Raw genomic sequence first — 24,902 nt, 5'->3', positions numbered from 1 at the left:
CGGCCGCCCGGATGTCTCCAGCGGGTAGGGCCTCCGGCGGTCAGGCTGCTCGCCCTGAAGCGCTGGGCTGTACGGATGGCTGCGCTGGGGCGCGACGGACTTGACCCCCAGGACGTTGCGCATCCACGATGATGAGATGGCCGCACCGGAGAAGCGTCTGCCGGGTCAGAGCAACGCACAGTACGAGTACGAAGGCCGCAGGGATCCGAACGCGGACTTCCTTGGCACGCACTCCATTCAGGGGGGCGGCGACCCCACGTGGATGATCCGGGCGTGGCACGCCGTCTTCGCTTGGTTCGACCGGCGCAAGGGTCGGTCCTAACAGCGCCTCCGGCGGGTAGGGCCTCCGGCCCTACGACCCTTCCACGAGCTCGCCATAACGGCCCGGTCCGACGGACCCTGTCGGGCGGCCAGCCCACCGACAGGCGCTTGTTGTACCGCCGTTGTTCACTGGCCGTTGGTGCCACCGAACGATGCGCGGCCGGGATGATCCTGTCGGCGTCCAGGTGGCTTACGGGGGGAGCTGTGCGGTTTCGCGTGCTCGGACCGTTGGAACTGGACGACCTGCGCGGCGGGGCGGGTGCTGTCGAGCGTCCGAAGCTACGTGCCCTGCTCGCGCTGCTGCTCATCCACGCCAACGCGGCGGTGTCCGCGGACACCCTCGTCGACGAGCTGTGGGACGCGGACGCGCCCAGGTCCGCCCGCGGCAACCTCAAGACGTACGTATGGTCGCTGCGTCGCCTGCTCTCTCCCGCCGACCCCGGCGCGAGCCCGATCCGCACCGATCCCGGCGGATACATGTTCCACGTGGCGCGCGACGACGTCGACATGTACGCCTTCGAGCGGCTGATCGGGGACGGTCGCACGGCGCGGCGAGCCGGTGATCTCGCCGATGCCGACCGGCGGCTGGGCCGGGCGTTGGCGCTGTGGCGTGGCTCGGCGTTCGAAGGGGTAGCGCTCGTGGGCACCCGGCTGCCGCAGGCCGTGCGGCGGCTCGAGGAACAGCGGCTGGCCGCGTTCGAGGACCTCGTCGACCTCCGACTGGCGGCCGGCGGCCACCGTGAGATCATCGCGGACCTGCGGATCTGGGTCGAGCGGCACCCGTTGCAGGAACGGCTCTGGGGCCAACTGCTGCTGGCGCTCTACCGGGACGGGCGTCAGGCCGACGCGCTGGACACCTACCAGCTCCTCCGGCGGCGCCTGGTGGACGAGGTCGGTGTCGAGCCGGGCGAGGCGCTGCAGGTCCTGCACGGCCGGGTACTCTCGGGCGATCCGGCGCTCGCGGCGCCGGAGCGCATCGTGCCGGTCGCCCCGGGCCCGGCTACGGCGGCTGGGCACGTGGCCGGTCCCGACCCGATCCCGCCGGCGCCCGTGCCCGACCTGCTCCCGCCGGACATCCCCGATTTCACCGGCCGCCGCGACGCGGTGCGGGCGCTGGAGCGGCTGCTGCTCGGCGACCCGGACCGGGGGCATCGCTCGGCGCCGGCCGTGGCCGGCGTCGCCGGCATGGGCGGCATCGGCAAGACGGCGCTCGCCGTGCACGTCGCGCACCGCTGCGCGGCCGCCTTCCCGGACGGTCAGCTTTACGTCAACCTGCGCGGCACGACCTCGGCGCTGGACTCCGCCGAGGTGCTCGCCCGGTTCGTCCGGGCGCTCGGGGTCGACGGGAGGTCGGTGCCGGTCGACGCTGATGAGCGGGCCGCGCTGTACCGCAGCCGGCTGGCGGGCCGGAAAATGCTCGTCGTCCTCGACGACGCCGCGTCGGAGGCGCAGATCCGGCCGTTGCTGCCGGGCGCCGCGACCTGCGCCGTCCTGGTCACGAGTCGGCGCCGGCTCACCGGCGTCGAGGGCGCCCGCTGGGTGAACCTCGACGAGATGCCGTCCCCGGAGGCAGTCGAGCTCCTCGCCCGGGTAGTCGGCGACGATCGGGTCCGGCACGGGCCGGACGACGCTGCGGAGATCGTCCGGCTCTGTGCCGGCCTGCCACTGGCGGTACGGGTGATCGGCGCACGGCTGACGGCGCGGCCCCACTGGCGGCTGGGGCACATCGTCGACATGCTCGGCGACCAGCGACACCGGCTGGACCGGCTGGCCACCGGGGACCTGGAGATGCGGGCCTCGCTCGCGCTCAGCCTGCACGGCCTCGACGACGAGGCGCGGCGGCTGTTCCGCCGGCTCAGCCTCTTCGAGGTGCCCGACTTCAGCACGGCGTTGGCGATCGCGGTGGCCGAGGGTCCGGCGGAGGCGGCGACGCACGCCGTGGAGTCCCTCGTCGACGCCCAACTGCTCGCCGTGACGGGCGACGACGGCACCGGTCAGGCGCGCTACCGCTTCCACGACCTGGTCCGCTTGTTCGCCCGGGAGCTGTCCGAACGCGAGGACGGTGCGGCGGACCGTTGCGCCGCCGTACGCCGCGGGCTCGGCTTCTGGCTCGCGGTCGCCGAACGGATGGCCGAGCGGGTGCCGGGACCCTGCTACGCGCTGATCGGCGCCGTCGCCCATCCGCACCGGCCCGCAACGGGTGACGTCCCGTGCACCGACCCGTTGGCCTGGTTCGACGCCGAGCGGCTGACCCTGCTGTCGGCGGTACGGCAGGCGTGCGAGCTGGGCCTCGACGACCTGGCGTTCGGCTTGGCCGGAGCACTGGAGCGGTACCTCGACCTGCGGCGCCTGTACAGCGAATGGGAAGCCACCAACGAAATGGTGATGTCCGCCTGCCGACGTGCCGGGAACCAGCTCGGCGAGGCGGTCATGCTCCGCGGGCTCATCGATGTGCAGACCTGGAGCCGGCAGCACAGTGACGGCGAGGCCATGCTCCGGTCGTACGATCGCGCCTGCCGCCTGCTCGAGATGTTCACCGCGCTCGGGGAGACCCGCGGGATGGCCGACGCGGCGGTGATGTGCTCGTGGGCGCTGACCGCGCAGGGTCGGGCCGTCGACGCGGTGGAGCTCGCCGAGCGGGCGCTGCGGCTGGCCGACGGGTCCGGGCACCTTGGCGGGCGCGCCCGCGCCTGCGTCGCGCTGGCGGTGGCCTTCGCCGAGCAGAAGCGCTGGGACCGCGCCGCGACCAGCCTGTTCGCGGGCCTGGAGGCGGCCCGCCGTCACGGGAACCCCCGGTACGAGGCGACCGTGCTGCAGTTCCTGGGGATCGCCCAGCGTGAGCTCGGCGAGCTGGACGCCAGCGAGGCGAGCCTGGTGGCGTCGCTGGCGATAACCCGCCGTTATCACGACAGCTACGCCGAGGCGCTCACGATGCTGGCCCTCGCCCGGTTGCATGCCCACCGAGGCGACGAGCGGGCCACCGAGGAGGCGGAGGGCGCGCTGCGGATCGGCCGCGAGCACGGCATGGGCCACCACGTCGCGGAGTCGCTCGCCGTGCTCGGTGAGATCGACCTCGCCCGGGGCCGGCCGGAGGCGGCCGTGGCCCGGATGGAGGAGTCGGTGGCGATGTGGCGCACCCGCGGCTGGCTGTCGTTCCAGGCGGCCGCGCTCGCGACGCTGGGCCGCGCCTACGGCGAGCTCGGCCGGGCGGTGCCGGCGAGTGCCGCGCTGGCCGAGGCGCGTGACATCTACGCACGCCTCGGCCAGCCGGAGAAGGTTCGCGAACTGGAGCGGCTCCTACTCGGATGAGCCGTCGAGGATGGACCTCCGCGTCCCTCGTTGCGGTTCCGTCACCAGTCGTTCCACCAGTAGAGCGCGTTCCAGGCCGCCCGGACAGGCGCGGCACCGTTGTCGGTCGTGTACCAGACCCCGGGGTCGTAGTAGTTCCAGTAGCCCTGGCGATAGGAACCCGAGGTGGCCGAGGGGAGTTGGTTGTGCATGAACTGCACGTACGTCACCTTGTGCCCGGCGGACATCTCCGTTCCGGTGGGGACGACCTCATCGGCACCGGACGAGATCAGCGTCCAGTCGGTTCCCTGCGCGGACTGCGGGTTGTCGTACAGCCACTGCATGAAACCGGAGCCGGTCCTCATCTCGGCGGTCTGGAGTGAAGACGATCCGAACAGCCAGGCGAGGAATTCTTGCGTCCCCGCGAGCCCGCCGTGGGGCGTGCCGAGCGTCGCGACATCCTCGACGTACAGGTACGGTGGGAACACCAACGCGCCGCCCGGGTGGCGCTCGCGCCGCGCCACGCCGGTGAGGATGGCGCGGGCGATCAGGCCCCCCATGGAGTGCGCCATGATGTCCACAGGGATCCGTTTCAGGGTGTAGTTGTTGTAGATGTGCCATGCGATCGGTACTGCGATGTCCCGGATCGAATATTCTCGGGTGGCGCTACCGAGTTGCGTGTTGCAGTTGGAGTCGCCTTGGTAGAAGCCGACCAGGTGTGCCGCGCCGGTCCACCCCCACGATCGCATCGCGGTGACGGCCGGTCCCCAGTCGTCGAAGCAGTTGTGCCCCGGTGTGCCACCTCCGAAGGAGTACCCGGAGATGAAGTACACGGGCTCACTCGCGCTGTTCACCCGTGGTGGAGCGCCGATCCATCGCTGTGCGTCCCCACCGTTGCACGGCCACAGCCACAGCGGCGTCTGGGCCGACAGATTGCCCCATTGCACATCGATGCACAGCCCGGAGTCCGCTCGGATGTCATAGATGGAGTAGAACGTGTTGTCCCCGCCGAAGGACCAGCGCTGGTTGCCGCTGCCGGAGCAGGACTGTACGAGCACCGCAGCCTGCTGTTGCGTGCTGTTGCGGCCGAGGCAGAGCCACCGGTTGTACCCGGGATGGAGGTAGAAGCCACCCTGGGCCGCAAACTCGGTGACCCACGTCTGCGCGGCGTCGCCGTTGCGTCTCCACAGCCAGGCCGGGGTTCCCGCACCGCCGGCGTTCTTCGCGTCCATGTACAACCCGGAGTTCGCATGTATGGCGAACGTCCATCTCATCCAGTCTCCCGGGAATGCGGGATCCATGGTGGCCGCCTGAGCGGCCGTTGGAGTCACTACAGCGGCGGTCGCTGCCACCACCCACGCCACGATGTACGCCAGGAGCCGTCGAAATCTGTGTCCCACGAACGTCCTTTCCGACGAACCGCGATCACCTTCAATGCAGCGCCAGTATGTCGAGGACCGGTCCACTCTTGGTCCACGAGCGGTTCACAGGACGGCGCGGGGTCACCGCCGCACGCGGCCGTCGGTGAGGTGGGCGTGTACTGCGAGGAGTTGGTCGTAGCGGCGTTGTACGTCTGCGCGGTCGGCCGGTTCGGGGTTGGCCTCCACGTTGGCGCGTTGGATCATCGCTGCCTGGTCGAGCAGTACCTGTCGCTGCGCCGGGGTCGTGGTGTTGTGCATGATCTGGGTGAAGACTTGGAGTTGGCGGATCATCACGGCGGGCATGCCGCGGCTGGCCTGGCGGATTTTTCGATGAGCGTGTCCAGACTTCGTTGCCGCTGGTGGGCGGCGGTTGACGGAACGATCACCGCCACTCAATCCGAGGCCAGCGAAGTGATCAACTTCTGGTTGACGGGAACGATCTTCACCGGCGGCCCGCGGCGTTCGTGGCCGGCGCGGCGTCCGGCACGTCGCAGGTGGCCAGCTCGGCGATCGGTGACGCGTACGCCGGGCTGCGGGACGCGCTGCGGCGGCGGCTCGACGGCAGCACCGCGGTGCACCAGTTCGACGCCGAGCCCACCGACGACCCGCAGGTGTGGCAGGCCCGGCTCGGCGCGGACCTCGGTGCCTGCGGTGCCGACCGGGACGACCAGATCCTGGCCGCGGCCCGCCGGGTTCTGGCGCTCGCCGACCCGGCCGGTGCGCAGGCCGGCAAGTACACCGTGACGGTCGAGCACAGCAGCGGCGTGCAGGTCGGCGACGGCACCGTCCACATCGGCACCAACACCGGAGTGGCCGCCGGGACGGTGTCCGGGCCGGTCACGATCACGTACGGGCAGGTACCGCTCCCCCTGTCCCGCCGGCGGGGGCGTGGCCGCGCCCTCCGCCGGCACCAGCACGACAAGCCCGGCGCCGCACCCGGGCGTCACCGTCGGGGTCATCGGCGGGGTGTTTCACGGCCCGGTGACGTTCGTCGGCCACCAGCCGGTGACGTGGCCGCACCAGGGCGGGCCGGTCCCGGCGCTGGCTGTGCGGCGCCTGGACCGTCCGGTGGACCGTGACCTGGCCGCGGCGCTGGGGCCGGCCGGCGCGGGCGCGGTGGTGGTATGCCAGGTGCTGGCTGGGCTGGGTGGGGTCGGTAAGACGCAGCTGGCGGCCGGCCTGGCGCACCGGTGGTGGGCGCAGCGGCGGGTCGACCTGCTGGTCTGGGTGTCGGCGACCTCCCGCACCGCGGTGATCACCCCGTATGCGCAGGCCGCCGCGCACGTCGCCGGGGTGGACGACGCCGACCCAGCGGTGGGCGCGACCCGGTTCCTAGCCTGGCTGGCCGGCACCGATCGGCGATGGCTGATCGTCCTCGACGACGTGACCGACCCCGAGGACGTGAAGGGCCTGTGGCCGCCGCCGGCGCCCACTGGGGCGACGGTGGTGACGACCCGCCGCCGCGACGCCGCCCTGCTGGACGGGCGCCACCACATCGACGTCGGGGTGTTCACCAAGACCGAAGCCATGGCGTACCTGCACGCCAAGCTCGGCGGCCGCCTGGCCGAGGCGGACCTGCTGGCGGCCGACCTCGGACGGCTGCCGCTCGCGCTGGCCCAGGCCGCCGCCTACATGAAGGATCAGGGGCTGACCTGCGCCAGGTACCGCCAGCGGCTGGCCGGCCGGAGGCTGGCGGACCTGTCCCCGCAGGCGCTGCCCGACGATCACCCGACGGCGGTGGCGGCGGTGTGGGCGTTGTCGGTCGACCTGGCCGACCGGTACAGCCGGGGCCTGGCCACGCCGGTGCTGGTGGTGGCCGCGCTGCTGGACCCGAACGGCATCCCGATAAGCGTGTTCACCACGGGCGCGGTCGTGGAGGTCTGCGCCCGGCGCATCGGCGGGCCGGTCGACGCCGACGACGTCGCCGACACGGTGTGGCGGCTGTGTCGGCGTACCGGGCGACCGTGTTCGGCTTCAACCGGCGGGCCTTGACCTTCAGCCGACAGGTAGCCCGCCACGGTCTGCGCTGGTCGCGCCGCCCGTAGGTGTCGCACCGTCAAGGGGTATCGCTGGCACGAATCTTACCCAAAGATGTGCCGCAGACCTCGGCGTGGCTTCCGACCCTGGCGTACCTCGCTGTGACCAACGGGCTGGCGCTACTGGGACTGCTCCCGATGGACGACCGGGCCAAGGACGTAGAAATCCTGGCGCTCCGCCACCAGGTGACGATCCTGGAGCGGCAACTGGGCGGGGCGAGAGTCCGGTTCGCTCCGGCTGATCGGGCGTTCCTGGCCGCGCTGCTGCATCGCCTGCCCCGCGCCGTGCTACGCCAGATCCGGCTCGTGGTGCGCCCGGATACGGTGCTTGGCTGGCACCGCGACCTGATCGCCGCCCAGCATGCCCGCGCTTCGCGGCCCAAGCACGTCGGCCGTCCGCGCACGGTGCGGTCGATCCGGCTGTTGGTGCTGCGCCTGGCTCGGGAGAACGGTTCGTGGGACCGTTGCGACCGCTGCCTGAACCGATCACCGACCTGGCCACCATCACCCACATACACATCCGCCGGAGCGACCGCCTCGGCGGCGTCATCCACGAATACCACCACGCCGCCTGACCAGCCCGGACGTAGTTATCGGCACCCACAGTCCGAACACCCGCACCGCACTCAGGTACAGCAGCCGAACCAACATGTCTCCCATCCTGCGCCGCTATCGCGAAACAGCGGTTCAGGCCCTGTGCGACGAATTTCGGCACGGTACAGGCGGCACAGGAGGTACAGCAACCGCAACGCCATAGATCACGATGATGCCCGAGGGTATGGCCAGGCACCACATCATTGCAGGCCAGCCATGGCGACGGGGTTTTGGAACCCCACACGGGGCGCAACCGCCTATTGGTCAGGTCGGAGAGCTGCCGACGCAATGCACTGACGCTGTCGTCGCCTGTCATGCGATGACATCCCTTCGGGTCGGGTATGCCGGTCCATAGTGGACATACGCGCCGGCCACCGCGGGTCCGTAGCGCGAGCGCAGCTCGCGCTGCGCGTGGTGCAGCGCTTCGGCCGGGTCCCCGTGCACGAGGATCTGGTCGTAGAACAGGTTCGCCATGTGCCGGGCCGGCGCGTCCACGATCGGCCAGAGTGTGCCGACCACGTGGCGGAATCCGGCGAGTTGCAGGGCCGAGGCGACGTGCAGTGACTCGTTGGCGTAGGAGATCCCGCCGAAGCCGGTCAGGCAGGCCGAGAGGTACGCGACCTCGGCCTCGTCGGAGCCGAGCCGGGCCAGGTCCCATACGCGCAGCGAGCCGTCCGCCAGCACGACGCGGCTCTGCGACGGGTCGGCGCTGTCGGCGTACCCGTGGCAGGCCAGGTGCAGCCAGCGCGCGTCGGGTAGCCGCCGGGTCACCGCGTCGACGGTGGCATCCCGGTCGAGCAGCGCCTCGGTGCCGACCTTGGCGGCGACGGACAGCGCCTCGCGTCCGGCACTGGGCAGGGGACGGTCGGGGGTGTCGGAGATGCCCACGACGAGCGCCGATCCACCGCCGGTGGCGGTCGGAGGTCGACGGGCATGGCGCAGGGCCCGCACCGTCGTCGCGTACGAGGAGATCACCCGGTCCAGAACGCTCGCCCCGGCCTCCGGCACCAGCTGGCCGTAGTCGGCCGCGGCGTGGACCGGAAAGGCCGTCAGGGGCGCCGTCGGCATCCAGGTCACCCGGGGCCAGGCGGCCGCCGGGCCGGCGAGGTGACCAAGGTGACGCAGGACCGGCTCGGCGACGGCGTGCCACATCCACGTCAGCGCCGCCCGAAATCGGGTACCGGCGGACGCGCTGAGGCCGCCGGTCGCGACGCCGGGGGTCGGGGCCGCGGGCATCGCCGCCACCGCCGGCCAGTGTGCCGGCACCTGCACCTCGGCCGCCCGACGCCAGTCGGAGGTGTGGACCGAGGTCAGCAGGACGTTCAAAGCCGTGGCCGCGTCCGCAGCGGTCAAGCCGGGCAGCACCAGCACGTCGAACCGACCAGCGTTTGCGATGAGCGCGTGGCCGGAGTCGGGCGTGACGATGAGCGCCACAACGCATTCGCCGCCCACGCCCGCGGCGATTTCCACGTCCGACAACGGCATGCCGAAGCGTTCGAATCCAGGTCGCGTCCGTATCTCGGCAACGGTCCGGTCCCATTCCTGTGAGGCCAAGGCGCGGGCGGCGTCATCATGCATCGACACGCCTTCGAGCGAACTGACCGCGGTCCCGGCCAGCACGCGCGTGCACCGGTCGAACCGCTCGGCGAGTTCCTGATCGGCACGCTTGAGGTCGTCCATCTCGACCGTGGCCGTCATCTCCTGTGCCATGAGCACGCCACGCGCCTGTTCGAGGAGCACCCACGCCCTGCTGACGTCGCCCAGCCGGAGCGCGGCGTCCGCGGCATACTGGCCGACGGTGACGAGGTCGACCAGTCCACGCTGGCGATCGCCGCGGGTCAGGCGGGGCCTGATGAGCTTCGGCAACACGCCGATGAGCTGTTCCCAGGCTCGGATTGCCTCGCGCCATCGTCCGGCCGCGGACGCGAGCCCGCCGTAGACCAGTGCCTCGGTGACGAGGTTGATCGGCAACGCGGGTACGACCTCGAATGCCTTCCTGTACCACTCGAGCGCCGTGTCCATCGACTCGTGAGCGCCGCCGACCAGGTGACGGATGTACCAGATGAGACCGAGGTTTGTTGCCGCAGCAGCCCATGCATCGCCCGGATCGCTGAGCTCGAGCGCCTGCGTGGCCGCCGCCGTCGCCTCGACGATGTCGGCCTCGAGGTGCGCCTGCTCGTAGCGCACCATGAGCGCGCGGCTGAGACTTGTCCACCGCAGGACCCGTTCGCCCGGGTCGCCGGTCGCCGCGCCAGCCGCGGCTCGCCCGAGGGTGACCGCTTCGTCCAGATCTCGCAGGACGGACGCCGGGATCCGGTTCGGTGTGCGCTGTGCGGTCGTCGTGTACTGCAGCCACAACAGCCGGCTGAGTGCGCCGTCGGCGGCGACCCGATCCGGATGGTCGCCCGGCAGCAGCCGCCGGGCTCTGCGCTGAGCCGCGATCGCGCGGTCCAGGTCCGCCTGGTTGTCGGTGTGCTGGAACAGCATCAGCTCGGCCTCAGCCAGGAGCACCGAGTCTTTCGCCCGCCGCGGCCCGCGCGTGGCGTCGACACCAACCGCCCGGCGGGCCAGTGCCACAGCCTCGAACAGGTCTTCCGACGTGCGCAGCAGGCCGTACCGCTGCAGCAGGAGAGCGCTGAGCGCGAACTGCAGCCGCACCGCGAGGGCAGCCTCCTCCGGAAGCGTCTCCAGGGCGGTCCGAACCGCCTCGACCCCCTCGTCGAGCCGCGTCTCATCGTGGCGCTCGACGGACAGCACCGCGACCGCCAGGCCGAGATTCGCCGCTGCCATCGCCCTGATCGAGCTGGCCGGCGGCGCCGTCCGCATCGCCTCACGCGCCGCATGCACGGCGCCGTCGAGATCACCGTCACGCCGATCGCGGTGGAAGCGGGCGTATAGCCTGCCACCCAGGGTCAGCAGCAGCGCCGGCCGCTCCTCCGCACCGTCGAGCAGCGCCAGGGCACCCTCCGCAGCAGTGATGGCCGCGTCCAGGTCGGACGGATCGTTGGTCCGGGCGTAGCGCGCACCCATGCCCAACGCGAAACTGTGCAGGACCTCCACCGTCGGCGCGTCACCCTGCGCCTGTACAGCCCTCACCAGCACGCCTACACAACGCAGCAGATCCTCCTCCGTGCCGCTGGACTCGTACCGGGCGAGGAACGCGTCGCTCAGGGCCGCCATGTACTTCGCGCGGTCCGGCTCGGACGGCGCTGCGAACCTGACCGCGATCAAGCCGAAGTCGACGGCGTGCTGCAGATCATCCAGATCGACTTCGACCGACCGAGCCTCGAAACGGAGCCGATGCAGTATGCACAGCACCGACGCGGCGTGGCTGTACCGAGGATCATCGGGACAGACGCCGGCAAACGCTCTCCTGGCGTGGTCGATCGCGGCGTCCAACTCGGGCAACGCGACGCTCACGTCTCGACGAGCCCGGTCCGCGCCTCGAAGCGCCTCGGCAATACATGCGTCTGGGTCTTCCCCGTCCGGTTCAGCCGCGATCGCCGGCGGCATCGCCGCTTCCCCGGCTAGGTCCCCCGCCGTCCGGCGGTACCACCACTTCGCGGCTTTGAGCTCCGCTCTCGCAGCTCGATGATCGGTGTCCCGAAGGAGTTCGAATCGCTCCCGATGAAACTCGGCAAGGACCGCAGCCGCGTCCTGATCATCGGGCAATGCCCGGGCGAGGGTGACGGATGCAATGGTCGCCGCCTCGCTGAGGATAGCCGAATTCAGATTCGAGCCGTGTGTGCTCTGTCCGAGGTAAACGGCCAGGGCCCCAATGCGGTCGTCGGAATGCAGGGTGTCCGCTCCCGTCAGTGATCCGGGTGGTCCGGGCCGGGTGCCGTCGTTGATCCCCAGGTCACGCGCGACCTGCGCGATCGACTTGCCGGTCTCACGCACGATCCGGACCGCACCTTCCCGGAACTCCGGATCGAACCGACGGTCTCGGCTCAGCCATGAACCTCTATCCCTCAGGTTCTGGCCTCCACGTTACGAGGGAACCGCAAATCCGGCGCCGAGACGGGTCCAGATGTCGCCATTGCTCAGGTCGCCAGCGCGAGCAGCGCCGGCCTACCCGGCGTTCAGGCGCCGCCACCTCGATGGACCGCTGGTTTGCGCTGCTGGCGGATCAGGTCGGCGAGATGGTTCATGGAGCGGGTGGACGGACAACGTGATCGCCGCGGGGCAGGACAGCATTCGGGCGCGGTGCGGAAGAGCTCAACATCCCTGATCAAACACCTTAAAGCCGAACGATCGCCAGGATCGGTTGGGTGGTTGAGGAACGTCGCCGCCGCAAACCTGGCCGCCGTAGCGCATGAATCGCTTGCCGCCCAGCGGGATCCAGGTGGCCGCGTCTCGGCAGGCATCCAGTTGCCACATGCCGGTGTCGATGAACTCCCCGATCGAGAAGCCGCGGACATGGTAGCTATTGATGGCCAGCCAGGACAGGCCGGGGCGCACGGCCGCAAACTGCGTTTCGGCGGGCTGGCCGACCTGGAACCGTCCGACCTGCAAGGTCCGGTCGTCAGCGCCGCGCGCGACGGTCACGATCCGCTCCGCGGAGGCCGCGAACGCCAGTACAGTGACGCCAACATCGATCGTCGTCCACGTCTTGCGCTGCGTCTCGTAGCTCAAGATAAGACCTCAGCGTATTCAGCCGTCAGCGCAGGAACTCGAGCAGCAGCGCGGTGAGCTCCCGCGGTCGCTCTTCGGTGAGCCAGTGGCCGGTGTCGGCCATTACCTGAGTCTCGACGTTCGAGGCGTAGCCCTTCCACTGAGTACCGACGGCGCTGCTCAGCGCTTCTTCGCCACCGACGGCCAGGACCGGCATCTTCAGCAGCCCCGCCTCACGGAACTTCTCGTTCTGGGCGATGTCGGTGTGAAGCGCTTGGTACATGTCCATCCACGCCTTGAACCGGCCGGGCTCGCGGAGGTATCGGGCGTAGAACTCGTAGTCGCGGGCGTCAAATGCAGTGTCCACTGCCAGGTACTGCTCGATGAACCCCTTGACCAAGGCACGCTCGTGGCCACGGACCAGATCCTGGGCGAAGTCCTTCTGGAAGAACCCAAGGTGCCAGGTCGACAGCTCGCCCTCCGGGGAGAAGGCCGGGAACGTGTAGAGGGACCGGTCGGGGATGGGGCCCTCCATCACCACCATCCTGCTGACCTCGGTGGGCCACATCGCGGCGTAGGGGTAGGCGATCCATGCGCCGATGTCGTGGGCCACGATCTGGATGCCCTTGTTGAGATTGAGCTGGGCGAGCAGCTTGTGCACGTCGTCGGCCAGCTGCGCCGTGCCGTAGCCGGTCCCTGGGACGGAGGAGTCACCGGTTCCACGCAGGTCGACCGCGATCACGGTGTGATTCTTGGCGAGTGCCTCGAGTTGCGGCTCCCACTCGGCGGACGTCTGCGGGAAGCCGTGCAGAAGCACGACGGGCGAGCCGCTGCCCCCGTGGAGGTAGTGCATCTGGAAACCGTTCACCCTCGCGTAGACACACTCACCTCACTGGACACGCACCCCCACCACGTCGGTATCGGCACCAACTACATCGAGCACCAGGCCGAAGCGACCATCGAGGAACCGTTCGTGTTCCCCAAGATCGCAGCACCCACCGACTCCAATGAGCCCGTGCTCGCCGGAACCCACGGCCTCCTCGACTACGAGGTGGAGCTCGGCATCGTCGCCCTGAACGACATCACCACGGACACAGGCATCCCGAAGCATCTGGGTCTGGTCCTGTCGAACGACTGGACCGACCGCGAGCTGCTGGTGAACCAGATCGAGGTGGACAACCTCACCAGCGGCGCCGGGTTCACCAACGCGAAGAGCCAGCCCGGCTTCCTCAGCACCGGTGACCTGTTCGTCATCCCCGCCGACTGGGAGTCGTACTACAAGAATCTGCAGCTCGACCTGTTCGTCAACGGCGACCTGCGCCAGCGAGCCACCCGTCCAACCTGATGTGGGACGTCCGCACGATGATGCAGAAGGTCCTCGCTGCCGGGGACCGGACCTGGGACAGCGACGGCGTGCCCACGCACCTGACGGCGAAGCCCGGCGTGATCCCGCGGGGAACGATCCTGCAGACCGGAATCCCCCAGGGCGTCGTATACCGCGCACCGGACACCCGTCAGCGATTCCTCGGGTTCATGGAATGGGCCGGGAGCTTCGGCACTCTGGGTGAGCTGGCCGGCCGGGACTGTGGCCCAGGCCACGTGCGCCCGGAGCCGCGGCAGGGGTTCCTCGCCCGATTGGCCCTCCGCGGTGGCCGGTCGGGGAGTCGATCGTCGGGGGACGGCGTCGGAATCTGCCTGACGTTCGGCTCGGCCGCGTCGTCCGTTCGGCGACGTATCGGAGTCGGGCGATGCTGGCGGCATAGCAAAGTTCAGCGATAGCTTCGCCATATGTCCGGACTGGGCGGCAGCCCCGACAGCGGGCCCCTATGGCGCCCTAACATCGACTACGAGCTCATGCGCTCGATCGAGATTCAGTCGCATATCGCGGCGCAGGAGCGGGAGCGGGCGGAGCGGGAGCGCGCGACCAACATCGCTGTCTCTCGGCAGCGATGGCTGACCTCGGGCAAGCGATGCGACATCGAGGTCGCCACAAGCAGCGGCGGGCACAGGCCGTGCGCGGAGCCTGCCGCGGGTCATTGCTCCAGCTGCGAACACGTCTTTTGTGTGGCGCATCAGAGCTACGACCGGCCGCCCGGCTTTCGCGTGATGATCGACGAATGCATCCAATGCCAGGACCAGCGGGTCGAGACTGTCGCTGCGGCGGCGCGGGAAGCTGAGAAGAAGGCCCGGCAGGCGGCCGAGCAGCGCGAGCGGAGGCACCGGGCACACGAGGCGAAGGTCCGAGCGCACGAGAAGGAGAACGACTGGCCGGGCGCCCGGACGCTGCTTGACGAGGTCGAACGGAGGCGTCGCGAACTGCCGAACGGCAGCTACGAAGGGCCGACCGGTAGCGAGATCGCGCGGGCGAACGCAGTCCTGATCGTGGATGTCGTCGCGATATCAGTGCTGGGCTGCGGTTTCGTCGCGGACCCAGCACTCTCAGCCCCACTCGTCTTCACGCTCGGCGCCATACTCGCCATCGCGATGCTGGCCTTGGGACCGATGTCCCGCTGGGCGCTGCGGATACGCATCCAACATTCGCGGCACCTGCGCTATACCGCACTGATTGAGGAACGCGACGAACTGCGGTCCGCACGCGGGTGCGGCAAGCCCGACTGTAAGCTTTGTAGGGCGGAATGGTCGTGGTCTTGATCGAGACGATCGTTCAGCATCTACCGATGCGGGTCCTCGCGGAGCGGGCCTTGTCAGCCGTCGAGCCCGCCGCTTCGCATCACGTGGACCAGGAAGCCGGCAACGTTGGCGGCGGCATGCGCGCGGCGACGGCCGGTCCCGTCCGTGCCCCAGTCGCAGACTGAGCGCACGACCAGCCACCGCGGTAGGGCGCGGGCCGCCGCAGCCACGATCTGCCCGTCGCTCGGCTCCCCGGCGAGGGCGTCGGGGTGCTCGCTGATCGGGCACGCCCGGAAGGTCAGCTGGTCGCTGTCCGCGCTACCGGAGACCGCCGGGCCGACTGCGCAGGCCGCGACCGTCAGCGCCAGTTTGTGCCCGCGCCTCGGGGCGAGTGGGCGGCAGAGGCGTTGGAGTTCGGTGTCGTCGGCGGTGAACTCGGTATGGGCTGTCGGTTGTGGCGGTGTTACGCGTCGACTGTGGCCTCCGCGATCTGGGGGCGGGAGGTGGTCGAAGGTGAGAAACGCAGGCCGGGAAGGTTCCGTCGGCGAATCATGAGTTCGGCCACGACGATGTTGGGCAGCCAGCACAGGAACGGGACAGCAGCGTAGGCGTCGGCGAACATCTGATCCACGTCGGCGGTGGCGCAGCGACCGGCCAGGAGCTGGACGCCGATCAGCACGCCGAGCCACAGCCTGAGGGTGGGTGCGGCGAAGGTCAGCGCGAAGCTTCGGATCATCCATGCCTGATGACTGGCGAGGTCACGGGCGCGAACGGCGCGGTATCCGCGGTAGGAGGTCCACGCCCAGAGCACCGCGAGAGAGCCGAATCCGAAGAAGCCGACGAGTGCCGCTGAACTGTAGGCGGCCATCACCAATCCGGATGCAGACGCGAACGCGATGGAGATCAGGTAGGTACGTCCGATCCAGCGATGCAGGTTGAGGTAGCGGCGGCGGATGGCTTTGGCGAACTGGAACGGTCCCACGGCGAGGGCCAGGCCCGCTGAGACGATGTGGACGTAGAACGCCACTTGGACGAACCCCGGCCGGTTCGCATAGGTGGGCGCGAGGCCGGTCCCTTTGGCTTCCAGGGTCTCGAGGCTTCCGGTGGCGTACTGGCCAACGAAGAACCCCGCGATCGCCAGGGAAATGAGCGTCACGACGGTCCAGCTCACACGGGCACCGCGTCGTTGCCGGGCCGCCGGCGGTCGTGCAGTTGAGGAGACCATGCCGGGAAACCAACTTTCGAGTCTGTGAGGAATCAGGCTGCGGCAGGGCAGCGCGCACTACGGCTCGCGGAGCGGCCGAGCAGCATCTGGACGCTGTGAGTATTGCAATGGGTGTTCGCTCCGTCAATCAACTGGGGCGCCGCGCAATGTCTGATTACAGCCGATATAAGCGATAAGTCGGTATATAGAATCTGGACGGCGTGAGTTTTGCGGGTTGCATCTCACACCGTCAAGCTCTCCAAGACATCCCGCACGCCCACCGCCGTCCGACCTGCGGCATGCAGTTGCGTCCTCATGTGCGTCGGCCCTCGTGACAAAATTTGACGATGGTCGAGAAGCGCATCCTCCGCACGCGAGCCACCTATCACCATGGCGACCTGCGCGCTGCCCTGATCACCGCCGGAATCGACCTGGCCCGCGACGGCGGCCCGCAAGCGGTAGTCCTGCGAGAGGTCGCGAGGGTCGTCGGTGTCGCGCCCAACTCCGCGTACGGCCACTTCCCGACCTTGACTGCCCTGAAGCAGTCGGTTGCACAGAGAGCACGCGGCGACATGGCCGTGGCAATGAACGCCCACCTCGACGCCGCGGCGGCGACTGCACCGGATGACCCGCAGGAGGCGGCGAAGGCGTACCTGGCCGAAGTCGGCCGAGCCTATGTTCACTACGCCTTGGCCGAGCCGGGACTGTTCCGCACAGCGATGGGCGGTGACCCGACCGGAATACAGGTTCCCGGAGCACCCGATGATACGTACTTGGCGGTCGATGACGATCGACCCAAACCGAAAGCCCTCCTGCTGCGTGCGCTCGACCGGCTCATCGATGTGGGGTATCTGCATCCGGCGGACAAGAGCGGGGCGGTGATGGCATGTTGGGCCACTGTGCATGGCCTGTCGACCATGCTTCTCGACCTGCTACCCCAGTCGACTTCCGACGAGAAGAGCGCAGCCATCGACTACGCCCTCAACGTCCTTGTCGCGGGACTGCCCGGTGGCAGTGGTATTTGACCGCCCAAACCCTTACCTGAAGCGGTCGCAAGCGTTCAGCCGTATCGGTTCCGGGGCTCGGGTCTCAGCAGCATGCGGAGGTGGCTGCTGGTGATCGTGCGTGCACGACAACAGGCCTCAAGTTCGGCGACCTGAGAAGGAGCCGTTCTCGGCCCTTGGGGGAAGAAGTAGCACCACTGTCCCTTGCCGGTGCCACTGCGCTGGCACACGTCGTCGCGTCGGACGGCGTGGTCGATGGCGGAATCCACATGCGCTGAGGCGTGTTTCAAAAGGCGTACGATGCCCCAACTCCTGAAGGGCCGCCACGATGGCGGATCCGATGGCACCCGAACCCCCGGTGATAACTGGCCTTCCTGGCGTCGGACGGCGCACAGACGCTGACCGGTCAGGTCGCAGCGACCTATCAATCCGGGCTCGATTTCCTCAACGTGAGCGGTCGGGAGTATGACGCCACGCCTCCGAAGCTAGCTCGGCTTTCGCGCCGGGGTGCACACCCAGTGGCCGTCTTTCCAGACGCAGGTCTGCTGGTAGCCGGAGCGGAACGACCCGAGCCAGGCGATGTCGTCCTTGTAGCGCGTGGGCGGCGGTGCCGGTACGAAGTTCGCCGCGTCGTCGATGCTGCCGCTCCCGTCGTAGCGGGCGACGGTCGGATAGGGGTAGACCGGCCGGGTCCGCACGACGGTGCCGTCGTCCTGGTACTTCGTGGCGACGAGCCGGTCGGGTTCGACGCCGTTCTCGACCCAGTTGAGGGTGGGGGTGAGCGCGTCGATCGCGTCCGGTCCCTGACCGGCACCGCAGTGGGCGACGCCAGGCAGCATGAACAGGCGGGCGAACCGCTGCGTGGCCGCCGTCCCGCCCATGCGCTCGGTGAGGGCGTGGTAGTAGGCGATGGTGCCGTAGGGCGAGATCGCCTGGTCTGCCCAGCCGTGCCAGAGGAGGAGCTTCCCACCCGCGGCGCGGAAGGCCGTCAGGTCGGGGTCGGTCGCGTCAAAGATGGCGGCCTGCTGGGCGATCTCGCGGAACGTCGCCGAGTCGTAGTGCAGGTCGCGCAGTGTCATCGACGGCCGGGCGGACGGGTAGGCGAGGTACTTCAGCGCGCTCGTCGCGTTGGCCTCGGCCACGGCCGGGTCGCCGTTGGCGGTCGGGGTGACCCAGCGCGCCCAGTTCGCTTCCGAACCCACGGGCTCGCCCCCCGGGTACATCAGCCGACCCCGCTCGTCGCGTGGCCCGTCGTACAGCTTGCGTACGGCCTCGATCTGCCCGTCGGTGAGGCAGTTCGCGTTGTCGGTTCCCGTCGTGCAGCGCAGGCTCCGCGGATCGAACGCGCAGGCACGCGGGTCGTCGATCTGGCCGTCGGCCAGGCCGTCTTTCGCGTCGCACTCGCGCAGGACGGCGGCGTGCAGCGAGGGAAGCTTGGCGGCGGTCAGGATAGGTCGGCCCCGCGCGTCGGTGTTCGCCGTGGCGTGCCAGCCCGCGGACCACACGAGGAGCGACGTGAGCAACGACGCCGGGGCTCCGGCGATGATGCCGTCGAAGTCATGCGGGTACCGCTGCGCCTCGGTCAATCCCTGGTGGCCGCCCTGCGAGCAGCCGTCGAAGTAGGAGTAGCGCGGGCCTCGTCCGTAGTAGAGCGCGATGAGCCGCTTGGCGACGAGCGCGACGACGTGGTCGGACCGGTAGCCGAAGTCGACCCGGAGCTGCGGGTCGGCACCGAACGTTGCGTCGAAGCCGGAGACGCCGACGTGCCCCCCGTTGTTGGTGGCCAGGACGAAGTCGCCGCGGGTCAGCGGCACGCACCCATCCGTCGCGTCGGCGTAGAAGTCGACGAAGCCGCAGAGCGCCGCGCACCCGATCTGCAGATACCGCTGCCGCCACGTCGTGGTGGGGAGGAGAACCTCGAACTGGATCTGCGGCGCCACGGTTCCCTTGACTTCGCAGGCCTCCCAGCCGAACTCGGTCGTCAGGGTCGCGGACCCGATGACCGCCGGAGCGTCGGGCGTCCCCGACAGGTCCTGCCCGGCGAGGGCCGCGCAGTCGATCGTCGGCAGCACCACGGGAGGGCTGGAGACTGAGGACGAACCGTTCGCCTCGGCGAGCGTTCCGGCCACGGCCATACGGAACGCGACCTGGGGACCGCCGGCCACCACGAGGACGGCGAGGACGACGAGCACGACCGGTAGCGCCCGGACTGCAACGGTGCGGATGGCGCGTCCCGGTGTCGAGCCCAGTAGACGAGCGCGCATGCGTGTCCTCCATTTCGCGGCGTACGCGCAATCTCGGGATCTCGACGACGCCGGGACCCCATGACACGAGCATGGCCAGCTAAATCTGGCCCCGAGCAGGTGTCAATACCGAACCGGAGGTCCGGAATCGCGCCGGGTCCCGGGCGAAATCCGACTCGGCCTGTGACCAGGTTCCATCGCCGCTGGTAATCATCCGTATTCGCGAGTCTCACTGATCCACGCCAAAAGTCACCAACGTCCCAGACCGGAACACGTCGGCCTATGTCCGTTACTCCTCATCGTGCTGCGGTGACCCGAACGCGGCGCCCGCTGGCCGACGAAGCATGCACTGGGCTGCGCAAGGCGGCGCAGTACTGCCGGATGACCGACGCCGGGGCGGCGGCGCGGTCCGACTCGGACCTGCCCCGGCCGAATGCCCGCCTGGTGGCCTGGCGGCGAAACTGGATGAGGTGGTGTGCTCGCCGGGAGCGTCGATTCGAGACGTCCGTGAACCGCAAGCCCACCTCCAAGAGCGGAAGAAGCGACCGGCCCGGCCGGGATTCCCCTCGACTTCCTGGAGACGTTGAGCCTGACCGGCGCGGTGCTGTACCCCGCTCAAGGCAGTGTCCCCGGTGCCGCGCGTCGTGCGCGCCCTGCGACTGGCCCGCGTCGACCACGTCCTGCACGTGCAGTGACCGGACTTCTGCGGAAATCGCGGTAGGAGCGCGACAAGTCGTACCGAGCGGGTACGTGGCTCAGGTGACCGCGACGCTGGGATCAGGTGAGCGGACCGGCGAGGTCGGCGTGGGCGCCGCTGCGCGTGCCGACGTTCCGCGCGCTGTGGATCGCGATGCTGGTCAGCAACAGCGGCACGTGGATGCAGACGGTCGGCGCCCAGTGGCTGCTGGTGTCCATCCCGGGCGCGGACATCCTCGTCGCGTTGGTCCAGACCGCGACCACGCTGCCGGTGCTGCTGCTCGCCCTGCCCGCGGGGCGCTCGCCGATATCTTCGACCGCCGCCACCTGATCATCGCCGTCCAGCTGTGCATCGAGCGCCGGGCGTACGCGCTCGCCGCGACCGCTCCCAAGGTCGGGCACCTGCTGCCGGCCGGTGCCCCGAGCGAGCGTTGAGCGGTCAGCCGGGCAGGATCGCGGAGTGCTCCTTCGGCAGCTGCGCCACCGTGTCGCGGTACTCCTTGTCCGGCACTATGGCGCGCAGCACGGAGCACGACATCCCCCGGTTCGCCCGGCCGGCCAGTTCAACGCCCACTTGCCGGGTACTACACGGTCATGAAGGCTGTCGTGTACGAGGGACCGCGGAACGTCGCGGTCAAGGACGTGCCGGATCCGCGCATCGAGCACCCGCAGGATGTCTTGGTCCGGATCACCACCACCAACATCTGCGGCTCCGACTTGCACATGTACGACGGCCGCACAGACATGGAGACCGGCCGGATCCTCGGCCACGAGAACCTCGGCGAGGTGGTCGAGGTAGGCAAGGGCGTCGACAAGGTCCGCGCCGGCGACATGGTATGCCTGCCGTTCAACATCTCCTGCGGCTACTGCGCGAACTGCGAGCGCGGCCTCACCGCCTTCTGCCTGCAGACGAATCCGGACCCGAACATGGCCGGCGCCGCGTACGGCTTCGCCGGCATGGGCCCGTACCACGGCGGTCAGGCCGAGATGCTGCGGGTGCCCTTCGGAGACTTCAACTGCCTCGTGCTGCCGGAGAACGCTCGCGACCGGGACCGGCAGCGCGACTATGTGATGCTGTCGGACATCTTCCCGACCGGCTGGCACGCGACGCAGCTCGCCTGCGTACAGCCCGGCGACTCGGTGGTGATCTACGGCGCCGGGCCGGTGGGTCAGATGGCCGCGCTCTCGGCGACGATCAAGAACGCCGCCAAGATCATGGTGGTCGATTACCACCAGGACCGCCTGGAACTCGCCGCGAAGATCGGTGCGATTCCGATCGACGCCTCCAAGGAGTCCGTGGCGGACCGGGTGATGGAGGAGACGAACGGCCTCGGCGCGGACCGGGGCTGCGAGTGCGTCGGCTACCAGGCCCACGACGCGTCCGGGCGGGAGCACCCGGAGATGACGGTGAACTCACTCGTGCAGACCGTCAAGGTCGCCGGCACGATCGGCGTCGTCGGCGTCTTCACACCCGAGGACCCCGGCAGCCCCGATCAGCTGTACAAGCACGGGAAGGCGGCCTTCGACTACGGCAGGTTCTGGACCAAGGGCCAGACGATGGCCACCGGGCAATGCAACGTCAAGAACTACAACCGGGCGCTGCTCAACCTTATCGTGGAGGATAAGGCGCGACCATCGTACATCGTGTCGCACGAGCTGCCACTGCACCGGGCGCCGGAGGGCTACGAGCACTTCGACAAGCGTGAGCGCGGCTGGACCAAGGTGATCATGCACCCGGACCTCTGACGCGGAGGTTGGGCCTCGCTCAGCAGCAGCGCCATGTCGCCCAGGTCGCCGATGGAGGAAGCGTCGACCTGGGCGACGTCGTGTCGCTCAGCCCACTCGTCACGGTCGTCAAGCACGTACTGCCTGTCTTCGACGATCTTCCGCGCGTGCTGATACCCGCGTTCGTTCAGCTTGACCGCCACCCGAATCACCACCCTGCTCTGCGCTCCACGCCGGTGCCGCTACCCGCGTTGGCCACGTTCACGCCAACCAGCACAGAAGGCATGGGGGCAGCCCAGGCAGCAGAGGAAGCGTGGGATGCGGTTGTGACGACGCGGTTGCGCGTGGCTACGACGGTCTTTACGCCCCGACCTTCGCCTCGGAGACGCTGCGCATGTCAGCCGTCCTGACCGACTGACTGTCGGCGTCCGCTGAGTGCTTCAGGTCTGGCTGAGCCCGACATAGCCGGGGGAACGAGGGATAGCCGGCGACGCTTCGGGTAGAGCGAATTCCAGCTGAGGAGGTGGATGTGAACGTGCTCCTCGAGACGCCGGACCGCTACGGGGCCTACCCACGCTTGGAGGACGCCCAAATCCAGGCCCTCGCCGCCGAGGGCCAGCGCCACCGCACACAGACCGCCGAGGTACTCATCCGGGAGGGTGAGGAGAACTACGACTTCTTCGTGGTGCTCGCCGGCAAGGTAGCCAATGTCGACGGGTTCGGCGGCGACGAACGTGTCATCAGCGTGCACGGCCCCAAGCGGTTTCTGGGGGAGCTGAGTCTGATCACTGGCCAGGCCGCCTTCTTCACATCGCAGGTGCGCGAGCCGGGCGAGGTCCTCAGGGTGCCGGTCGACCGTCTCAAGGCCGTTGTCGCGCGGGATTCCACCCTGGGTGACCTGATCCTGAAGGCGTACCTGAGCCGCCGCTCCCTGCTCATCGGCCGCGGTGCCGGGCTTCGGATCATCGGATCCTGCTTCTCGCCCGACAGCCGGCGGCTGCGCGAGTTCGCCGCTCGCAACCGCATTCCCTACCAATGGGTCGACCTGGAGAAGGATCAGGACGCCGAGACGCTGCTGCGCGAACTGCACGTGCGACCGGAACAGACTCCGGTGGTGATCTGCCCGGCCGGGCAGGTGTTGCGGAACCCGAGCAACGCGGAGCTGGCAGAGGCGGTGGGCCTGCCCGCACCCCGACCTGGCGTCACGGTGTGCGACCTCGCCATCGTCGGGGCGGGCCCGGCAGGCCTCGCCGCCGCCGTCTACGGCGCCTCGGAGGGGCTGGTGACGGTCGCCCTCGACGAGTTCGCCACCGGCGGTCAGGCCGGCCGATCCTCACGGATCGAGAACTATCCCGGCTTCCCTGCCGGGATCTCCGGCGGGGAACTGGCCGAGCGGGCGGTCGTGCAGGCGGAGAAGTTCGGAGCCACGTTCACTGTGCCGGCTCGAGCGTGCGGGCTGCAGGAACGGGGTGGCAACTACGTCATCAAGCTCGACAACGGCGGTGAGGTCACAGCCCGGACCGTCCTGATCGCGACCGGCGCCCGGTACCGCAAGCTCGACGTTCCGCGGTTCGAAGAGTTCGAAGCGACCAGCGTGTACTACGCGGCGACCCTGTCGGAGGCACTGTTCTGCCGCGACGACCCGGTCGCGGTCGTGGGCGCTGGCAACTCGGCGGGCCAGGCAGCGCTATTCCTGTCGAAATACACGCGGGTCGTGCACCTGCTGGCCCGCTGCAAGGACCTCGGCGAGACCATGTCGCGCTACCTGGTTGATCGGATCGAGACGACACCGGGCGTTGAGACCCACCTCCGCACCGAGGTACGCGAACTGCTGGGCGGCGACACGCTCGAACGGCTCGTGGTCGAGGACGAGCACACCGGGCAGCGCCGCGAGATTCCCGCCCGTGCGCTGTTCGTTTTCATCGGCGCGCAGCCGTGCACCGATTGGCTGACCGGTCAGGTCACCACCGACGACGACGGCTTCATCCTCACCGGCCCGGACAGCGACGAGCCGGGCCCACAGCGACGGCCTCTGCTGCAGACCAACCTGCCCGGCGTGTTCGCCGCCGGCGACGTGCGCCGGGGGTCGATCAAGCGGGTCACCTCGGCCGTGGGCGAAGGCGCCACGGCAGTGCAGCTGGTGTGGAAGTACCTCCAAAGCACCGGCCGCGTCGCCGACGACGCCGCAGCCACCCTCGGATAGCTCTCCGGACTTCCTCGTCAACCCCGTTACAGGTCGAGGAGCACGTCACTCCCGCCAGGTGGTTTCGCGTCAGCCGCGGAGACGAACGGTTGAGTGTGGCCCGACGGAAGGAGCAGCCATGAGCACCGCAACCTTCACTCGCGCCGACGCCGACATTGAGCGGGACGTGATCGAGGAACTGCGGTGGGATTCCCGCCTGCAGCCCAATGCCATAGCGGTCGGGGTACACGACGGCGTGGTGACGTTGGCCGGATGGGCCGACAACTACACGAAGAAGTGGGCCGCCGAGCGGGCGGCGCACCGGATACGTGGGGTGAAGGCGGTCGTCAACGACATCGAGGTTCGGTTGCCGATCGCGGCGCAGCTGCCGGACTCCGAGATCGCCTCGGCCGCCGTCCGCGCGTTGGAATGGGACGCGTTCGTCCCGATCGAGCATGTCGAGGTGACGGTATCGAAAGGTTGGGTCACGCTGCGTGGCGAGGTCGAGTGGGAGCATGAGCGCAGGGCCGCGCAACGCGCCGTGGACAAGCTGCCTGGTGTGCGCGGGGTGACCAATCTCCTTTCGGTACGTCCGCGGGTGCAGCCGTCGCCGAAAGAACTGCGCAGGCGGATTGAGGAGGCGCTGATCCGCAGTGCCGAGACCGACGCCGAACACATCAACGTCGACGTACAGGCGGACAAGGTCGTGCTCACCGGCCGGGTCCGGTCGTGGGCGGAGCGGCGGGAGGCGGAACGGGTCGCCTGGTCCGCGCCCGGCGTGACCACCGTCGAGAACCGCATCGTCGTCGCCCCTTGATGCGCGCCGCTCAGCACCAGAAGCCTGCTCGCCCCGACCCATCACGGTCGGGGCGGGCGGTCTCGTTCGCGGCTAGGTGACTGGTGTTAAACGCGGTTTCGGGCCTCGCTAAGGGGTCGACTTGAC

19 protein-coding genes are annotated in these 24,902 nt (G+C 69.2%); 11 read left to right on the top strand and 8 right to left on the bottom strand.

What is annotated here, in order from left to right; translation table 11 throughout:
• The first annotated feature begins 537 nt into the window (after positions 1 to 537).
• Positions 538 to 3,630 carry an AfsR/SARP family transcriptional regulator gene (locus IEZ31_RS43800; protein WP_190256056.1) on the top strand — a complete coding sequence of 1,031 codons (3,093 nt, stop codon included), beginning with the start codon at positions 538 to 540 and terminating at the stop codon, positions 3,628 to 3,630.
• A gap of 41 nt (positions 3,631 to 3,671) precedes the next feature.
• Here IEZ31_RS43800 and IEZ31_RS43795 read toward each other — a convergent pair whose 3' ends face one another.
• Both IEZ31_RS43795 and IEZ31_RS43790 read right to left on the bottom strand, forming a co-directional pair.
• A complete protein-coding gene (locus IEZ31_RS43795) occupies positions 3,672 to 4,883 on the bottom strand; it encodes a ricin-type beta-trefoil lectin domain protein (RefSeq protein ID WP_190256055.1) in 1,212 nt (403 codons plus the stop codon).
• Between the two features lie 228 nt (positions 4,884 to 5,111).
• A complete protein-coding gene (locus IEZ31_RS43790; RefSeq protein ID WP_190256054.1) occupies positions 5,112 to 5,321 on the bottom strand; it encodes a hypothetical protein in 210 nt (69 codons plus the stop codon).
• 173 nt (positions 5,322 to 5,494) lie between these two features.
• Here IEZ31_RS43790 and IEZ31_RS43785 point away from each other — a divergent pair, with 173 nt between their 5' ends.
• Both IEZ31_RS43785 and IEZ31_RS43780 read left to right on the top strand, forming a co-directional pair.
• Complete coding sequence (locus IEZ31_RS43785; RefSeq protein ID WP_190256053.1) at positions 5,495 to 6,109, top strand: Het-E N-terminal domain-containing protein; 615 nt, start codon at positions 5,495 to 5,497, stop codon at positions 6,107 to 6,109.
• On the top strand, positions 6,099 to 7,022 hold the full coding sequence (locus tag IEZ31_RS43780; protein ID WP_229836718.1) for an NB-ARC domain-containing protein: 924 nt from the start codon (positions 6,099 to 6,101) through the stop codon (positions 7,020 to 7,022). Before IEZ31_RS43785 ends, IEZ31_RS43780 begins: the two co-directional genes overlap by 11 nt.
• Before the next feature lie 950 nt (positions 7,023 to 7,972).
• On the opposite strand, the gene IEZ31_RS43775 is transcribed toward IEZ31_RS43780, so the two are convergent.
• The 3 genes from IEZ31_RS43775 to IEZ31_RS43765 all read right to left on the bottom strand — a co-directional run bounded on the left by IEZ31_RS43775 (position 7,973) and on the right by IEZ31_RS43765 (position 13,127).
• Positions 7,973 to 11,614: a CHAT domain-containing protein gene (locus IEZ31_RS43775; RefSeq protein WP_268241746.1), complete on the bottom strand. Its 3,642-nt coding sequence runs from the start codon at positions 11,612 to 11,614 to the stop codon at positions 7,973 to 7,975.
• A 264-nt stretch (positions 11,615 to 11,878) separates the two neighbouring features.
• Positions 11,879 to 12,295: a hypothetical protein gene (locus IEZ31_RS43770; protein ID WP_190256051.1), complete on the bottom strand. Its 417-nt coding sequence runs from the start codon at positions 12,293 to 12,295 to the stop codon at positions 11,879 to 11,881.
• 25 nt (positions 12,296 to 12,320) lie between these two features.
• Entirely contained in the window at positions 12,321 to 13,127 is an 807-nt protein-coding gene (locus IEZ31_RS43765) for an alpha/beta fold hydrolase (protein ID WP_229836716.1), read from the bottom strand.
• Here IEZ31_RS43765 and IEZ31_RS43760 point away from each other — a divergent pair.
• The 3 genes from IEZ31_RS43760 to IEZ31_RS43750 all read left to right on the top strand — a co-directional run bounded on the left by IEZ31_RS43760 (position 13,020) and on the right by IEZ31_RS43750 (position 15,090).
• A complete protein-coding gene (locus IEZ31_RS43760; protein ID WP_308429498.1) occupies positions 13,020 to 13,619 on the top strand; it encodes a fumarylacetoacetate hydrolase family protein in 600 nt (199 codons plus the stop codon). The genes IEZ31_RS43765 and IEZ31_RS43760 overlap by 108 nt on opposite strands.
• A 509-nt stretch (positions 13,620 to 14,128) precedes the next feature.
• Positions 14,129 to 14,926: a hypothetical protein gene (locus tag IEZ31_RS43755; RefSeq protein ID WP_190256050.1), complete on the top strand. Its 798-nt coding sequence runs from the start codon at positions 14,129 to 14,131 to the stop codon at positions 14,924 to 14,926.
• Positions 14,923 to 15,090, top strand: a complete 168-nt coding sequence (locus tag IEZ31_RS43750; protein ID WP_190256049.1) for a hypothetical protein — start codon at positions 14,923 to 14,925, stop codon at positions 15,088 to 15,090. Before IEZ31_RS43755 ends, IEZ31_RS43750 begins: the two co-directional genes overlap by 4 nt.
• A gap of 278 nt (positions 15,091 to 15,368) precedes the next feature.
• Here the strand turns inward: IEZ31_RS43750 and IEZ31_RS43745 are convergent, their stop codons facing one another.
• Positions 15,369 to 16,076, bottom strand: coding sequence for a DUF2306 domain-containing protein (locus IEZ31_RS43745; RefSeq protein ID WP_229836713.1), 708 nt, complete (start codon positions 16,074 to 16,076; stop codon positions 15,369 to 15,371).
• Positions 16,077 to 16,456: 380 nt separating this feature from the next.
• On the opposite strand from IEZ31_RS43745, the gene IEZ31_RS43740 reads away from it, so the two are divergent.
• Positions 16,457 to 17,134: a TetR/AcrR family transcriptional regulator gene (locus IEZ31_RS43740; protein WP_190256047.1), complete on the top strand. Its 678-nt coding sequence runs from the start codon at positions 16,457 to 16,459 to the stop codon at positions 17,132 to 17,134.
• Positions 17,135 to 17,598: 464 nt separating this feature from the next.
• On the opposite strand, the gene IEZ31_RS43735 is transcribed toward IEZ31_RS43740, so the two are convergent.
• Positions 17,599 to 19,377 (bottom strand): tannase/feruloyl esterase family alpha/beta hydrolase, encoded by a 1,779-nt coding sequence (locus tag IEZ31_RS43735; protein WP_190256046.1) that lies wholly within the window; start codon positions 19,375 to 19,377, stop codon positions 17,599 to 17,601.
• Positions 19,378 to 20,137: 760 nt separating this feature from the next.
• Between IEZ31_RS43735 and IEZ31_RS43730 the strand changes: the two genes are divergently transcribed.
• Complete coding sequence (locus tag IEZ31_RS43730) at positions 20,138 to 20,383, top strand: MFS transporter (RefSeq protein WP_229836710.1); 246 nt, start codon at positions 20,138 to 20,140, stop codon at positions 20,381 to 20,383.
• A gap of 108 nt (positions 20,384 to 20,491) precedes the next feature.
• Here the strand turns inward: IEZ31_RS43730 and IEZ31_RS58390 are convergent, their stop codons facing one another.
• Positions 20,492 to 20,626, bottom strand: coding sequence for a hypothetical protein (locus tag IEZ31_RS58390; RefSeq protein WP_268241744.1), 135 nt, complete (start codon positions 20,624 to 20,626; stop codon positions 20,492 to 20,494).
• A gap of 20 nt (positions 20,627 to 20,646) precedes the next feature.
• On the opposite strand from IEZ31_RS58390, the gene IEZ31_RS43725 reads away from it, so the two are divergent.
• From IEZ31_RS43725 to IEZ31_RS43715, 3 genes are all read left to right on the top strand, one after another.
• The gene (locus IEZ31_RS43725) at positions 20,647 to 21,798 is read left to right on the top strand and encodes a glutathione-independent formaldehyde dehydrogenase (protein WP_190256045.1); all 1,152 of its coding nucleotides are present in this window, start codon (positions 20,647 to 20,649) and stop codon (positions 21,796 to 21,798) included.
• Positions 21,799 to 22,300: 502 nt separating this feature from the next.
• Entirely contained in the window at positions 22,301 to 23,980 is a 1,680-nt protein-coding gene (locus IEZ31_RS43720; RefSeq protein ID WP_308429497.1) for an FAD-dependent oxidoreductase, read from the top strand.
• A gap of 118 nt (positions 23,981 to 24,098) precedes the next feature.
• Positions 24,099 to 24,776, top strand: coding sequence for a BON domain-containing protein (locus IEZ31_RS43715; RefSeq protein WP_190256043.1), 678 nt, complete (start codon positions 24,099 to 24,101; stop codon positions 24,774 to 24,776).
• The last annotated feature ends 126 nt before the right edge of the window (positions 24,777 to 24,902 follow it).

Source organism: Dactylosporangium sucinum (assembly GCF_014647515.1).
Lineage (GTDB): Bacteria > Actinomycetota > Actinomycetes > Mycobacteriales > Micromonosporaceae > Dactylosporangium > Dactylosporangium sucinum.
Note: the sequence above shows the minus strand (reverse complement) of the source record. Positions and strands in the feature narration are given on the sequence as shown.